The following is a 13,089-nucleotide window of genomic DNA, read 5'->3' on the forward strand; positions in this document are numbered from 1 at the left end:
AGAAAACGAGTTGAGTATACATAGCTGTTGCTGTAATACTCGTTTCTCAAACTTAGATAAATTGTTTTTTATATGCAATTTAATTGCTGATCAATACAAAAGATAATTTGTCTGTGAAAGAAAAAAATGAACAATTACATGCTAGCCGATTGTTATAAAGGTATGGAAAGATTATATTTTACTGGAACGAGCGGTATCCTTTTGCCTTACAAGAATAAAAGCTACTATCCTGAGGAGTTTCAGGATAAAAGTCGATTGGCTGTATATAGCTTATTATTTAATTCATTGGAAGTAAACAGTTCTTTTTATAAAATCCCCAGAGAAGAAACCGTCAGAAGATGGTCCGAAGAAACGACCGATGACTTTCGTTTTACGTTTAAACTATGGAAAGGAATTACACATCAAAAAGAACTCAAATTTGATCCACAGGATGTCGCTAGATTTCTATCCGTTATTGACGCTGTCGGCCAAAAGAAAGGTTGTTTGCTCATACAATTACCACCATCTTTTAAATTTGCTTCTATTGGATTGCTTGCTGAATTGCTGGATTGTATTGCTCAGGACAAGAGAAGTGAAGGATGGCCGATCTGTGTAGAATTTAGGGATCCCGTTTGGTATAGGGAAGAAACTTCTGAACTTTTAAAATCTTATAATATGAATCTGGTTATTCATGATAAGAATATGCAAGGTATGCGTCTTCAATACGCAGATGCAAATGCAAACATAATCTATATGCGATTCCATGGCCCAAATGGTGACTATAAAGGAAGCTATACGGACAACATATTGTTTGAATACAGCACCTATATTAACGACTGGATTGCAGAGGGAAAAGAAGTCTATACTTATTTTAATAATACAATCGGAGCGGCACTTTCTAATCTGAATACATTAGCCAAGTATATCACAGCGCGCAAAATATCTCCTGCTTAAAAACTGTCTTTTTTAAAGTGCACTGCCACGGATATATTCCGTTCCCATGTAGCCGTCCCAGCTTCATGTTCACGCATAATCCGCTGATAAGCTGCGGTCAATGCCTGAACCTTCGTAAATAAGGGGATACCTCTCCGGATGCAGTCGTGATCAGCGTAAGTCCCGGCATTATCGTACCATTGTAGCCACGCAAGTAATTCTTGTCTCTTCATAAGCGTTAATCTATCGAGTAGTGTCTTATCTTTTAAGCCCATAAGCTGATAACGCCAATCCTCGCGATGCGATTCCATGGCTAGAATTTTTGGAAGCTGATGCGCTATGATCTGTTTAATAAGAGATTCCATAATTTGAAATTTTAGTTGTTAAAGATGAGTTGTGCATGTGTATTCGAAAAGTCATTATATCTTCTTTTCATGTGGATACGCAGGATTTCTTTATGTATATACGCGACAGCCTTTAATTTGGAAAGCTGCTGCACGCCATTTTCAATACATTTGCGATCTGTATAGTTTCCTTTTGGATCATGCCATTGCAGCCAATCAAGGAGTATTTCTCTTTCTAGTTTCTCGAGTCTCTGATGTAAGCCGACTAATTCACTTTCCCGAAGTTGTTCTCGCCAGTCAGACCAGATCGGACCTGACACTATACCTCGTTTCTCTTTGAATTTGTTTTCCATATTTTACGTCGAATTTGAAGATCTAAAATTTGTTAGATGACTAGCTTACTGATAATAGCATTACCAAGTTTACTTTTCATAAATAGCTCAATTTGTTTCAGCAATTCTGGACTTACTACAGGAACTCTTTCTAAATCTCGTATAAACCACTTCTGAATAACAGGTGTTTGTTTGGGACTTTGGTCAAATTTTACGACTTCAGCCCGTGATGATTTTCCTGTAGGATCATAGTATGACCACAGTACAATGAAAATCGTATTCGGATCTTCATCGGGATAAGGAGTATGAAAGCGAACGATGTCACCTACGTGTAATTCCTTATTGTCATATGCTGCGCTGTGTTCCATAAAAGCGTTGTCTAAAACTGATATTCAAATATACTAAAAATATTAGTATTAAAAAGTTTTTGCTAAAAATTTTATACTTTATCTAAGAGGCCGTTGTTTTTTATAATTGGAGGCATGTCTCGGTGATTTGTTCTTTTACTTCGATTTTATTTTTTTTATTAAGTTGAATTTCAGTATCTTATCTTGTGACTGGGGAAAGTGGACAAATATAAAGGGGAACTATTTGAAGGGAATTTTGTTAAGGCTGCGCATGGGATAATACCTAGGTAAAAAGTAGATGTGTTAGCGCGAGTTTTATGCTTCAGCACGTCACTTATTGTAACATTCTTTTCAAAATTTCGGTAATTTGACTTTAAAGACATAATATGGCAACTCTACCTTATCAACTCCTTTATTCCATTGTGGGTCCTTAAAGAGCTGTGCACAGGAGAAATAAAGGTATCCATCTCCGCTGATGCCCATAGAATCGGGCCAAAGTATTCGGGAGTCCTGTACCAGGGTATTCACATTTCCATCAGGATTTAAATACTTAATACTATAATCTATTGACGATGTTAGGTAAATATTTCCAACGCTATCTGCGAGTAAGCCATGTGTAATTCCGACTTCCCCTTTGTCTTCTACTTTTTCTTCCAATTCTTGATCCGTCAGCCTTGCGTCCGCTAAAAATTCTGTTGCAATACAATACAGATGGGTTTGATTGATCGGTTTGAAATATAGATATTTAAAATCGTGACTTATTGCTATGCCATTCACGTTGGAAGAAAATGGTTTTCCATTATCATTACGCATATCATTACCGTTATAGCTTAATATTACTTCAGGATCAGCCCGCGTAAAACGGCTTCCAGTTAAAGCCTTTCTAGTCTGTCCAGTTTTGAGGTCTAAAATAATGATGGCCGCTTGGCCGGGATCGGAGAGATAGGCTAAATTTCGCTTCTGGTCAATGCGCATATCATTTAGACCTGATTTGGTTTTATCAAGGTCACCGAAACGATAAATATGTTCAATTTTGTTTTTTTTTGTATCGATTTTTAACAATTTAAATTGGCCTTGAGTTGATTTTTCATCTTTTCCAAAAATTGATCCGGCAGAAGATGGTTTAGAATCCAATACCCAGAGATTGTCCTCGGTATCGACAAATATATCCTGGACATTTACAAAGTGGGAATTCTCTTTTCCTTTTAAATTCCATTCTTCATTTGGATAAGGAACAGGTTTTCCATTGATGATTTCAGTAAGTGCATACTGATAATTTTTCGCTTGTTTTGGGAAGGAAACAAATAGTCGATTGTTGGAGGTAACGCTCACACCGATCGGACGGTACGGACCTAAGGCTGCTGCGACCTCCAGTTGCGGGGCTGTAGTATTATTGACTTGTGCCAGCATAGTGAGAAAAAAGATGTGACAGAATAAAAAACTTAATATGAGCCGTGTTCGCATATTCTTGTTATAATTTAACCTAACTATATTGCTTTTGACTGTTCCCACTAAGTAATAAAGGGGGATTTTTAGCTTCCATAAAGAGACCGCGCTCTTATAGAAGAACCTTCTATTCTCAATTATTGTTTGTCCTTTTCTCCAAATAATACTTTTTTACACTGATCAACATGTCGTGCGACTAATGTCGATACGAATACACGTGGATTTAATTTTCTGAGCGACTAGAAAAGTTGGGATTGGTCTCGGTGATTAAAAGTTGGTGATTTACGAACAAATTTCTCGTAAAAGCTTTTCAACTTCCTGTGCATGTGTCACCGTCATAAAATGTCCCGCCCCCTTAATGATAAAGTTGGGCTTTACATTTTTGATGGGGATAATACGATCGCTACTACCGTGTACATGAATTAAATTGTCCGGAACCGAATTGTTTTTCCATTGTAGAATTTGATGTATTGCCCAGGCCATAAAGATTGGATCTGTATCCTTTAGGATTTGTTTTAGCAGTAAAGAATCTTCTTTGCAGCCTATACCAAAAAAATAATCCGAAAGAAAGCTATGGGTCTTGAGCAATGAATTAGGGACAAATACGTTCAGCTTGAGTCTACCCGCTAATCGATACAGTACAGGTAATTCATACCGTCCTTTGGCCGAAGCTAGCAGAATAACTCGTTGAACAGTTATAATTTTGGCAATTTCCATTGCAAGCATTCCTCCGAAAGAAAGCCCAATGAGGATGGGTTGCGCTGCGGTAATTTTAGCAGATATTCTTTTTGCATAAATAGATAATGGTTCATTAAGGCTTGGTGTAATCCAATCCAGATAGGTTATATCAAGCGAGCCAAAGTCTATCTTGCTGAATACACGTTGATCTACACCCAATCCGCTGATGACATATATTTTGGTTGCGGTGATTTTCATTTAATCAAGTGTTTGTATCCATTTGTGGAGACAAGTTACTGAATTATCGCTATAAAACAGGGGCAAAAAATTGATTCGAAAATCAATTTTTCCCCTGTTTTATAATATTGAATAACGTAATTTTAATCCACCTAATCGCGCGAGCTTACTAAGATAAGCTCGCCAAGCTCTTAGCTTCAAAAGTAGACAGTTCGTCGTATTTTTCGGCTTGCACTTTCTTCACCCAATTGGGGTCTTGTAAGATGGCCCTGCCTACTGCTACAAGGTCAAAATCGCCACGTTCATAACGACGAACCAGTTCGTCCAGTGAAGCGGGAGAGGACTTGAATTCAGAATTGGTAAATACTTCACCAAAGTCTTTGTCAAGACCCACAGATCCAACTGTGATTGTGGGCTGTCCTGAAATCTTTTTGAGCCATCCAGCAAAATTTAAGTCACTGCCTTCAAATTCCGGCTCCCAATAACGACGTTGGCTTCCATGAAAAATGTCCACACCGGCATCCGTCAATGGTAGGATCCAATCTTCCATCGCTGTAGGGGTAGGGGCAAGCTTGGCTGTATAGTCCTGTTGTTTCCATTGTGATAAACGTAGAATAATCACAAAATCAGGTCCGACCGCTTTTCGCATTGCTTTTACGACCTCAACAGCGAATTTAGAACGCTCCTTAATTGTTTTTCCACCAAATTCGTCTGTTCTGTGGTTCATTCCTTCCCAGAAAAATTGGTCGATCAGATAACCATGTGCCCCATGGATTTCAAAAGCATCAAAACCGAGGTCTTTTGCAGATTTAGCAGCGTCGGCGTAAGCCTGTATTGTGGCCTCTATATCCGCTAATGTCATTGTATCTGGGCTTTCAAATGCAGCGGGCGGAGTCCATTGCATAGGGGTATAACCAACATGCCATAGCTGAGGGGCTATTTTTCCTCCTTTTTCGTGCACAGCATCGACGATATTTTTCCAGCCGCCCAATGCTTGGTCACCGTAAAAGTTTGGAATATCCTTTAAATTCTTTGATGAAGGTCTTTCAATAACTGTACCTTCCGTCAAAATTAAACCGACATCCCCCGCGGCACGACGCTCGTAATAACCCGCTACAGCGCTGTCGGGAACCCCATCCTTAGAAAATGCTCGCGTCATTGGCGCCATTACAAAGCGGTTTTTGAGTGTTAAGTTTTTGTACTCAAATGGATTAAAAAGTGTTTGTATGCTCATTTTTCTTGTTTTAAATCGTGAATCTTCACAAAGATATTTTAAATAGTGTATATTTGTAACTATTATTGGTATAAACTAGTTACCTTTGCGTAACTATTTTGAATATATTCAAATGAAAAGGACTGAATTTAAAAGTTGTTCCTGCGCCATGCAGCGTTCTATGGCAATTTTAGGTACCCGATGGAAGCCCGTGATTATCTATACTTTGCGCGATCGAAAAGCCCGATTTGGCCAATTGGATGCGCTTATCGAAAACATTTCTCGGAAAGTCCTGACCAGTTCATTAAAAGAATTGGAAGAGGATGGTGTAATTTTGAGAGAAGAGTACAGGGAGCTTCCGCCACGTGTAGAGTATTCTTTGACAGAAAAAGGCAAGGCATTAATACCTATTATGTGCCAATTGGCAAAATGGAATGAAGCCTACTATCAAGAGCCTGTGTCAACAGAATTGATCGCGTAGAAATTACAATCTAAATACATATATCTTGCGTAGCATTTACGCCAATCGCTGCCGGATGGAATAGTATCGTGTCAACCGGTTTGGCCTGTACGTTTTCTATCGCTTGCCAGCGCAGGATTGTTGATCACAATAAATGAAATTTTCATATTTATTTAAAATTTAAGTAATATTGAATTGTGAAAAACAAGGTAAACCAAGAATTTAGCAAGCAAGATTTTTTAAAATCTTTTCGAGAAGGCAGAAGGGATGGTTTACAATTTCTGTACAAAACTTTCTATCGTCCAATGTGCTATTTTTTAGAAAAGATGAATCTTGATAAAGGTACCATCGGAGAAATAGTGCCGGATGTATTTTTAAAGCTTTGGGAGCGCCGGATTGATTTTGATCATGTTGAATCAATCCGTGGTTTTCTCTACACAAGTTGTAGAAACGCCGCTTTAAACAGGATTCAACAAGAGAATAGGATTCAACAAAAAACCAATTTTTATACGTCACAAGTTGATCTGGTCGATTTACCGATCAGTCATCAAATGATCTATATGGAAACGCTTCGAACGATCCATGATGCCATTGATACGCTGCCTGAGCAGCTAAGGTAAGGGCTTGCAGCTTATTCGCCATTTCTCTGCTATTCCGTTGGTGTTTCTCTGCTATTTCTTTGGTGTTTTTCTGCCGTTTCTCTGCCGTTTCTTCGCTATTCCTTTGGGATTGCTAGGGGGCTGATTCGCTTCTTCTTTGCTATTTCTTTGTCGTTTTATTGGTGTTTTATTGGTGTTTCTTTGCTTTCAAAGCAAAGAAAAGGTAAGCAAAAAGTAAATAATATGCAAAGTAATATGTACTCAATGCATCGGCATAAGTTATGCAGAATGCACGAAAAGGCAAATAGATTTTTAGCGGAATGCTACTAGGAGGAAATTTGTTGCTTAAAATCCGCTATTTTTTCCTTCAGACTATTGAGGTGTTCGGGACTGATTACGCCATTATCCTGATCAAAATTTTCGTAAAATTTGGGAAGCGAAAATGTTTCTTTAATGATTGCTCCAAACTGCGGGAAAAATTTCTGCGCTTCGGCCATCACATTTCCACCACCATAACCTCCTGGTGAAGTTGTCATAAGCAACATGGGTTTATCCTGGAAAACTTTAACATTTATTCTAGATGCCCAGTCAAATACATTTTTAAATGCTACGCTATAGGAGCGATTATTCTCGGCGAGGGAGCAAATGATCATGTCACTGGAGGCTATATGATCGAGGAAAAGCTGTGCTTCCTGTGGGAATCCATTCTTTTCTAGGTCTACAGAAAAGACAGGCATGTTATAGTCATTCAGATCGATCAAATTAATCTCGTGCCCCTCGAAGCTTTTAAGTACAAATTTGACCAATTGTTTGTTAATTGATGTGGAAGAATTACTCCCAGCGAATGCAAATATCTTCATGTTTTATCCTTTATGATTATCGGTTGCTTAAATTTAGTCAATTTTATAATGAAAAATCCAATTCAAGAAATAAAAACCACTCACCATTATTTTAATTTCGCGACTCCATTCCGATCCTGAGGTAACACATCGAGTAGCGAGAAAGAAAGGGGTGTACAGTTATCAATTGTATTGTTCGCGGAAAAAACTATTTGCACTGTCTACTTTTAGGGGATTTTTCATAAACCAATTTGTAAAATCAGTCCATTTTTCTTCATTATTTGCTAGCCATTTCTCGAAACGGTCTTCATCTCCTTTCATCAATATCCAATGATTGTATGCTTCACTATAACCTAGATCGATGATTTTCTTTTGATAATTGAATAGAGCATTTGGAAATATCTTGTCGTGTTTATTTTTGAAGTAGTTGTTTATGAAGTTGGTCCTTATCGTGTCAAGCGTATTGATATTTATTGAATTTAAACCAATCATTGACAACGCTAATGTCGTCTCGTAAACTCCAATACCAAAAGGTAACTTTATTTGGTTGGGATCGGCTGCTGGCCCTTCCTGGATAAACGCATTTTTACTGAAGCTGACTGAAATTCCAGTGTCGCCTTTAAATTTAATCTGGTTATTGTACTGATTATAAATAAGCTCACTTATTTCGGCTGTTCTTTTGCTATTTCGTTCTAAATTCATAAATATCTCACCGTAAATCATTCCCCAAACTTTTTCATCCGAAATACAGAATAACTTTGATGCCCAATAGTAATTGGAAGAAAATCCCGGATCTACCTGAATCCCCTTTTCATAAAAGCCTAATGCCTTTTCCAAATCTCCTTTTACTCTTTGGATTGCCCCCATCTCCAAATAGAGGTGACCTGATTTAGGAAACAATTTTAATCCACTCTCGTAGATGCCCACTGCGCTATCACTTTCGCCAAGCATATCATAGGCATTTCCCAGCAGTTGATATACCCTATCATTAACAGTCTTTTCATTTTTAATGTTTTCCAGGAACTTTATTGTGCTTTTATAATCTTTTTTTTAGATAATAGGCATAACCAAGCTCATAAGGGTATGTGATATTGGCTGGATCGAGATTTTGGGCTTCCTTCAGTAATAGGATACTTTCATCCACTTTTCCGCTGTCCATGAGTTGAATGGCTTCCTTTCCCTTTAAAGAAGCTTTTTCACGATTTTTTTCTTGCCCAAAAACGGTTTGCCCAATGAAAAAGAAGAAAACGAAGCTAATATATCCAATATTGTTTTTCATTTTTATTATTGAGTTAAAGGATTGAATTCTTATTTCAGAACGTATTATTTGTGATAATGGAGCCATAGATCTTAAAAAACTAAACCAATTCCGATTTAAAAATAGCGTATAATGGGATATCGTAATAGCGGCCGTCTTTCTTTAGATGTTGTTTTAACAGGGCCTCTTTTTTCATTCCTATTTTTTCCATGACTTTTCCCGATGCTGGATTATGAGGGAAGTAGGTCGCAAAGATTTTGTTAAAGTTTAATTCTTTAAATCCAAAATCAATGATTGCTTTTGCAGCTTCAGTGACATAACCTTTATTCCAGTAAGGAATAGCTATCCAGTATCCCAACTCAGCCTTATCCGAGCCTTCATCATGCAGACCAATAGCTCCGATCAGTTTTTTATCTTTATTTCGAATAGCAAAAGTGAATCCTTTACGATTGGCAAATGCTTCTTCCGCTAATTTAAGCCAGTATTCAGCATCCTCCTTTCGGTAAGGATAGGGGATATTTGATGTGAAGTCCGAATAGACCTTGTCTTGCAGATAGTCTACAATCTGCGGAATATCAGTCGGGTCTATTGCGTTAAGAATAAGTCGTTCTGTCTCTAATTGTGGGAAATCTTTCATCTGATTAAATCTTCAGTATGGCTAAAATGAAATTAGGGGTTACTTAGTTTTTATAAATGTAAGGAAGTTTTACGAGATTCTTTTCCTTATATTTTTTCGGGTGTAATAACTATAAATTCCAGTAATTGCGATTAAGATCAAAGTTATCAATAGGCCTATATATACATTGAAGAACATATGGACCAGTGTAAAACCAATGAGTCCAATTAGGCTTTCTAAAAAAGCTTCCTTTATACGGGACGGAGGATTTGAGTTCTCAAGGTATCTGGTATACTCTTCTACACTTGGTCGATCGGTATCGGTCCAATCAAAATGCGATAGTTCTACAGAGGGGACCCAAATTGCTTGGACATATTCTAGCATGGCAACTTCGCCAGAAGAAAAGGTGCAGAGAACAGGATAGCGGCAAAGTGCCGGACTTTTATGGCCTTGTTGCGTCATCTCTAAGGGCCTTCCGACAAGGATATCTATACTTAGCTCTTCCCTGATTTTGAGCGACAAATTTGCTTTCGTTGGCAGGTGGGACTCGGTTATGCGACCAGGAAATTCCCACTTTAAGGCATGCTTCACCGATGGCGGGCGCTTACAAATGAGTACCTTATCGTCCTTCCTTATAATCGCACAAGTCAAATAATGCATAACGGTTTAAAGATAGACATTAGGAACTAGATTCTTTACTTTCAATTTGATGACTTTCAAACAGCTCGATGCGGCCTTCAATAATCAACAAATAAAAGTTTTCAAAACAATCCTGATAGATCTTTTGTTCCAATGATTTTATTTCTTCAAAGAGACGTTCCTTCGCTACTGCAGCGTAACATAGCTCATTTTTTGATGTTGTCATCGTTTCTTGGCAGGGGGTGTCGTGAAACTGTTTGTACAGGTCGCCTAAATCTGAAATGTCTTCACTACGGTGGTAGGAGGGATGAAACCATACCCAAAAGTCTTCTTGATTTTTATAGGGATGCGGTAATAATTGAACGCATGTATTTCTGAATAGATCTCCCGGATGCTTTTTATAACGGAAATGAGTGGCTGTGGTCTTTAAACTATTCATAAAGTTAATTTGTTTGTAGGTTTACAAAAAATAATTCAAGAATAAAGATGTCATCTTAAATATAGGTATTTTTTTTAGTATTAAAAATTTACAGTTGACGTTAGCGCTAATTAGATCGCGATAGGATACAGAATACCACAGTCACAAAGCTGCACTCGAGCTGTTCCGCTAAAAAATGTAAATCGTATTCATTTTATGTTATCATCCCCAGAGCATTTTGATGAGAACGGATATTGTGAATACGAATAATCCGATATAGAATATATTTGTCCCATGTTTTCTGTCATGATCCGAATAGGAAAATATCCGTTCGCCATTCGGTAGGCTCTTTTTGGAACTAAACAGCATATACCCGATTGCAATTCCTAAAAGTCCACCTAGAAGGGCTGAAATATAGCCGAAAATAACCCAATACTTCTGCTGCGGTTCCGGTTCCCGTAGTTGCATGAGTCGCTCCTGTTTCAAAAGATTAAGCTTTTCCTGATCAATCTCTTTCCCTCTTTTTAATAAAATTTCTCTAGCCAGTGCGTAGTCTAATTTGTTCCATTCATCGGATTTTTGAAGAATTTCTAAGAGCTCTTCGTCGGAAAACTGATACAGGTAATGGTCGTCTTCAACCAAAGGGAGAGACTGCATTTCCTGCTCTTCTAAAATAGATTCTGCATTTGCGAAATTGGCAGGGTCTATTTGAACCTCATATTGATATCCAACCGTGTTTCCAGAAAATGTAATATCCACGGGGGGGACATTATCTGCCAACCGCGTTGTTACACCTTTTTCCGAAAGTAGTTTATGACATTCTTGAGCTTCTTCTAAACTAGAGAACCTTTTTAACACGATATATGTATCCATGTGATCAATTATTTTTTAATACCTGTATTTATGATCATTTGACAGTCCAATGCTGTGTGCAATCTTGGCTATTTGCCTTAACACCGCAAAATAGGACGTGAATGTGTAAATAGCGGATTAATTATGTAGTGTCTTTTTTGAATAAAGTTAATAAAGCTGGTTTGATACTTTTCAGCTTAAAGATAGTAAAATCAAATTCTATTTTATAGAAACAACAATAGAATCCCAGCTATAAGATGAAGAAACATTTGATTCATCACATTTTTGGTGGTATTCGTCACATTTTTCCGTTTTATGTTTTCATTTCAATTAATATTGCCTCATCAAAACCAATAACATGAAACTGAAAGACGTAAGAAAAATAGAATTTTGGATGGCAACTGTCGTATTTGTCGCTGTTGTTTATGCTTTGCTTGTTGATACAAACAATCGGGATGATAGCGGTATGCATAACTATTTCCTTCACCAAAAAATAAGCTACTCCTATTTCTTTAACTTTTTTGTGCCAAATTTTATCATTGATTTGCTTCTATATGTGATGTTTCTCCTTTTAAATTTTGTCCTTATTCCTTCCCTCATCAACAGAAAACGGGAGCTGCTGAATTATTCATTACTAGCTGCTTTGATCTTGGTATCCGGACTGATTTTAGGTGTATGCCGGACCTATAGCCACGCCTACGAATTGAAGGATTATGACAGTATTCAAAGAAGCTATAATAGTATATTTTTTAAGGCTTTTGCGCAAGCTATTTTATTAACAATTATAATTTCTTTATACACCTGTGCGCAATATCTGATCAGCTATTTGCTTAAAAGCAAGGCAGAAAATCTGACCCTGCAAAAGCAGCTAAAAATGGATTTATCCTTTGGAATTGGTTGCTGGTTTATTGGATTGTTTTTTTTGATTACATCGCGATCCCATTCACAACTTTCGGTATTATGGACTTTGGTTGTGTTGTCTGCAGTCGGTATTGTAATCTATTCCTTATACTATTTGTTGCCAAAATTACAGGAAAAACAGAAGAAATTCCGTGATTTCTTCTGGACTATCTTTGCTATTAGCTTGATTTCAGTCCTGCCATTAAGTGTGCCGGCGCTATTTTTCTTTAATCAGACAAACGAAGTGATCTTTATAGTTGCTATGTTTCATTTACCCACGCAATTATTGGTTAGCATTCCGCTGTCCTGGTTTCTCTTTAAAAAACGTCTCATGCGTCAAAACGAAATAGCCTCCCTACGCACGGAGCTCGGGCAGTCGGATGCGAATCTGACCTTTCTAAAATCTCAAATAAATCCACATTTTTTATTTAATGCCTTAAATACATTGTATGGCACGGCCCTGCAGGAAAATGCAGAACGGACGGGGGAGGGAATTCAACGCTTGGGTGATATGATGCGGTTTATGCTACATGAAAATACACAAGATAAGATTTCGTTGATGCGTGAAGTTGAATATTTGAATAATTACATCGCCTTACAAACGCTCCGGACTTCAATGTCAGACAAGATTACCCTTATAACCGAAATAGAAGAACAGTTTGAAAATTATGACATTACACCTATGTTGCTTATCCCTTTCGTTGAGAATGCATTTAAGCATGGGATAAGCCTTCAGAAATCGTCTTATATTAAAATCTCTTTGCAAGTGCGGGACCAAGTCCTGTTTTTCGATGTAAGCAATAGCATTAATCCAAAAAGTGATAACGATCCCGAAAAACTAAAAAGCGGCGTAGGCTTGGAAAATGTAAGACAACGCCTGTCATTACTGTATAGAGATCGGCATGGATTGATGATACATGAAAATGCCAATGAGTTTTTTGTCCATTTAACATTACATCTTTAGATCAGGATAGTTCCACTATTTTTCAATCCATTATT

General features: G+C 37.6%; 17 protein-coding genes. 4 read left to right on the top strand and 13 right to left on the bottom strand.

The window, feature by feature from the left end:
* Positions 1-162: 162 nt before the first annotated feature.
* Positions 163-933, top strand: a complete 771-nt coding sequence (locus BV902_RS10165; RefSeq protein WP_075994709.1) for a DUF72 domain-containing protein — start codon at positions 163-165, stop codon at positions 931-933.
* On the opposite strand, the gene BV902_RS10170 is transcribed toward BV902_RS10165, so the two are convergent.
* The 6 genes from BV902_RS10170 to BV902_RS10195 all read right to left on the bottom strand — a co-directional run bounded on the left by BV902_RS10170 (position 930) and on the right by BV902_RS10195 (position 5,530).
* A complete protein-coding gene (locus BV902_RS10170) occupies positions 930-1,277 on the bottom strand; it encodes a hypothetical protein (RefSeq protein ID WP_075991821.1) in 348 nt (115 codons plus the stop codon). The genes BV902_RS10165 and BV902_RS10170 overlap by 4 nt on opposite strands.
* 11 nt (positions 1,278-1,288) lie before the next feature.
* Positions 1,289-1,609, bottom strand: a complete 321-nt coding sequence (locus tag BV902_RS10175) for a hypothetical protein (RefSeq protein ID WP_075991822.1) — start codon at positions 1,607-1,609, stop codon at positions 1,289-1,291.
* A 32-nt stretch (positions 1,610-1,641) separates the two neighbouring features.
* Positions 1,642-1,956 (bottom strand): hypothetical protein, encoded by a 315-nt coding sequence (locus BV902_RS10180; RefSeq protein WP_075991823.1) that lies wholly within the window; start codon positions 1,954-1,956, stop codon positions 1,642-1,644.
* 330 nt (positions 1,957-2,286) lie between these two features.
* Positions 2,287-3,345 carry a major royal jelly family protein gene (locus BV902_RS10185; protein ID WP_237242079.1) on the bottom strand — a complete coding sequence of 353 codons (1,059 nt, stop codon included), beginning with the start codon at positions 3,343-3,345 and terminating at the stop codon, positions 2,287-2,289.
* 318 nt (positions 3,346-3,663) lie between these two features.
* The gene (locus BV902_RS10190; protein ID WP_075991825.1) at positions 3,664-4,317 is read right to left on the bottom strand and encodes an alpha/beta fold hydrolase; all 654 of its coding nucleotides are present in this window, start codon (positions 4,315-4,317) and stop codon (positions 3,664-3,666) included.
* Between the two features lie 148 nt (positions 4,318-4,465).
* Positions 4,466-5,530 carry an NADH:flavin oxidoreductase gene (locus tag BV902_RS10195; RefSeq protein ID WP_075991826.1) on the bottom strand — a complete coding sequence of 355 codons (1,065 nt, stop codon included), beginning with the start codon at positions 5,528-5,530 and terminating at the stop codon, positions 4,466-4,468.
* 112 nt (positions 5,531-5,642) lie between these two features.
* On the opposite strand from BV902_RS10195, the gene BV902_RS10200 reads away from it, so the two are divergent.
* Positions 5,643-5,990, top strand: coding sequence for a winged helix-turn-helix transcriptional regulator (locus BV902_RS10200; RefSeq protein ID WP_075991827.1), 348 nt, complete (start codon positions 5,643-5,645; stop codon positions 5,988-5,990).
* A gap of 176 nt (positions 5,991-6,166) precedes the next feature.
* On the top strand, positions 6,167-6,589 hold the full coding sequence (locus BV902_RS10205; protein ID WP_075991828.1) for a sigma factor: 423 nt from the start codon (positions 6,167-6,169) through the stop codon (positions 6,587-6,589).
* A gap of 305 nt (positions 6,590-6,894) precedes the next feature.
* Here BV902_RS10205 and BV902_RS10210 read toward each other — a convergent pair whose 3' ends face one another.
* The 7 genes from BV902_RS10210 to BV902_RS10235 all read right to left on the bottom strand — a co-directional run bounded on the left by BV902_RS10210 (position 6,895) and on the right by BV902_RS10235 (position 11,211).
* The gene (locus BV902_RS10210; RefSeq protein ID WP_075991829.1) at positions 6,895-7,428 is read right to left on the bottom strand and encodes an NADPH-dependent FMN reductase; all 534 of its coding nucleotides are present in this window, start codon (positions 7,426-7,428) and stop codon (positions 6,895-6,897) included.
* A gap of 162 nt (positions 7,429-7,590) precedes the next feature.
* Positions 7,591-8,358, bottom strand: coding sequence for a tetratricopeptide repeat protein (locus tag BV902_RS10215; protein ID WP_083663553.1), 768 nt, complete (start codon positions 8,356-8,358; stop codon positions 7,591-7,593).
* Between the two features lie 85 nt (positions 8,359-8,443).
* Positions 8,444-8,686 (bottom strand): tetratricopeptide repeat protein, encoded by a 243-nt coding sequence (locus BV902_RS27105; RefSeq protein WP_083663554.1) that lies wholly within the window; start codon positions 8,684-8,686, stop codon positions 8,444-8,446.
* Positions 8,687-8,765: 79 nt separating this feature from the next.
* On the bottom strand, positions 8,766-9,302 hold the full coding sequence (locus tag BV902_RS10220) for a GNAT family N-acetyltransferase (RefSeq protein ID WP_075991830.1): 537 nt from the start codon (positions 9,300-9,302) through the stop codon (positions 8,766-8,768).
* Positions 9,303-9,371: 69 nt separating this feature from the next.
* Positions 9,372-9,941, bottom strand: a complete 570-nt coding sequence (locus tag BV902_RS10225; RefSeq protein ID WP_075991831.1) for a hypothetical protein — start codon at positions 9,939-9,941, stop codon at positions 9,372-9,374.
* Positions 9,942-9,960: 19 nt separating this feature from the next.
* On the bottom strand, positions 9,961-10,359 hold the full coding sequence (locus BV902_RS10230; protein ID WP_075991832.1) for a hypothetical protein: 399 nt from the start codon (positions 10,357-10,359) through the stop codon (positions 9,961-9,963).
* A 201-nt stretch (positions 10,360-10,560) separates the two neighbouring features.
* Complete coding sequence (locus tag BV902_RS10235) at positions 10,561-11,211, bottom strand: hypothetical protein (protein ID WP_075991833.1); 651 nt, start codon at positions 11,209-11,211, stop codon at positions 10,561-10,563.
* 337 nt (positions 11,212-11,548) lie between these two features.
* On the opposite strand from BV902_RS10235, the gene BV902_RS10240 reads away from it, so the two are divergent.
* Complete coding sequence (locus BV902_RS10240; protein ID WP_075991834.1) at positions 11,549-13,054, top strand: sensor histidine kinase; 1,506 nt, start codon at positions 11,549-11,551, stop codon at positions 13,052-13,054.
* Positions 13,055-13,089 lie beyond the last annotated feature (35 nt).

Origin of the sequence: Sphingobacterium sp. B29 (assembly GCF_001952815.1) — a bacterium.
Taxonomy (GTDB): domain Bacteria; phylum Bacteroidota; class Bacteroidia; order Sphingobacteriales; family Sphingobacteriaceae; genus Sphingobacterium; species Sphingobacterium siyangense.

What these genes read in the sequence shown, in the direction of transcription:
- BV902_RS10240 (WP_075991834.1), top strand. Translation starts at nt 11,549, where the DNA reads ATGAAACTGAAAGACGTAAGAAAAATAGAATTTTGGATGGCAACTGTC.
- BV902_RS10185 (WP_237242079.1), bottom strand. Translation starts at nt 3,345, where the DNA reads ATGCTGGCACAAGTCAATAATACTACAGCCCCGCAACTGGAGGTCGCA.
- BV902_RS27105 (WP_083663554.1), bottom strand. Translation starts at nt 8,686, where the DNA reads ATGAAAAACAATATTGGATATATTAGCTTCGTTTTCTTCTTTTTCATT.
- BV902_RS10190 (WP_075991825.1), bottom strand. Translation starts at nt 4,317, where the DNA reads ATGAAAATCACCGCAACCAAAATATATGTCATCAGCGGATTGGGTGTA.
- BV902_RS10175 (WP_075991822.1), bottom strand. Translation starts at nt 1,609, where the DNA reads ATGGAAAACAAATTCAAAGAGAAACGAGGTATAGTGTCAGGTCCGATC.
- BV902_RS10200 (WP_075991827.1), top strand. Translation starts at nt 5,643, where the DNA reads ATGAAAAGGACTGAATTTAAAAGTTGTTCCTGCGCCATGCAGCGTTCT.
- BV902_RS10235 (WP_075991833.1), bottom strand. Translation starts at nt 11,211, where the DNA reads ATGGATACATATATCGTGTTAAAAAGGTTCTCTAGTTTAGAAGAAGCT.
- BV902_RS10225 (WP_075991831.1), bottom strand. Translation starts at nt 9,941, where the DNA reads ATGCATTATTTGACTTGTGCGATTATAAGGAAGGACGATAAGGTACTC.
- BV902_RS10220 (WP_075991830.1), bottom strand. Translation starts at nt 9,302, where the DNA reads ATGAAAGATTTCCCACAATTAGAGACAGAACGACTTATTCTTAACGCA.
- BV902_RS10230 (WP_075991832.1), bottom strand. Translation starts at nt 10,359, where the DNA reads ATGAATAGTTTAAAGACCACAGCCACTCATTTCCGTTATAAAAAGCAT.
- BV902_RS10210 (WP_075991829.1), bottom strand. Translation starts at nt 7,428, where the DNA reads ATGAAGATATTTGCATTCGCTGGGAGTAATTCTTCCACATCAATTAAC.
- BV902_RS10180 (WP_075991823.1), bottom strand. Translation starts at nt 1,956, where the DNA reads ATGGAACACAGCGCAGCATATGACAATAAGGAATTACACGTAGGTGAC.
- BV902_RS10165 (WP_075994709.1), top strand. Translation starts at nt 163, where the DNA reads ATGGAAAGATTATATTTTACTGGAACGAGCGGTATCCTTTTGCCTTAC.
- BV902_RS10195 (WP_075991826.1), bottom strand. Translation starts at nt 5,530, where the DNA reads ATGAGCATACAAACACTTTTTAATCCATTTGAGTACAAAAACTTAACA.
- BV902_RS10215 (WP_083663553.1), bottom strand. Translation starts at nt 8,358, where the DNA reads ATGCTTGGCGAAAGTGATAGCGCAGTGGGCATCTACGAGAGTGGATTA.
- BV902_RS10170 (WP_075991821.1), bottom strand. Translation starts at nt 1,277, where the DNA reads ATGGAATCTCTTATTAAACAGATCATAGCGCATCAGCTTCCAAAAATT.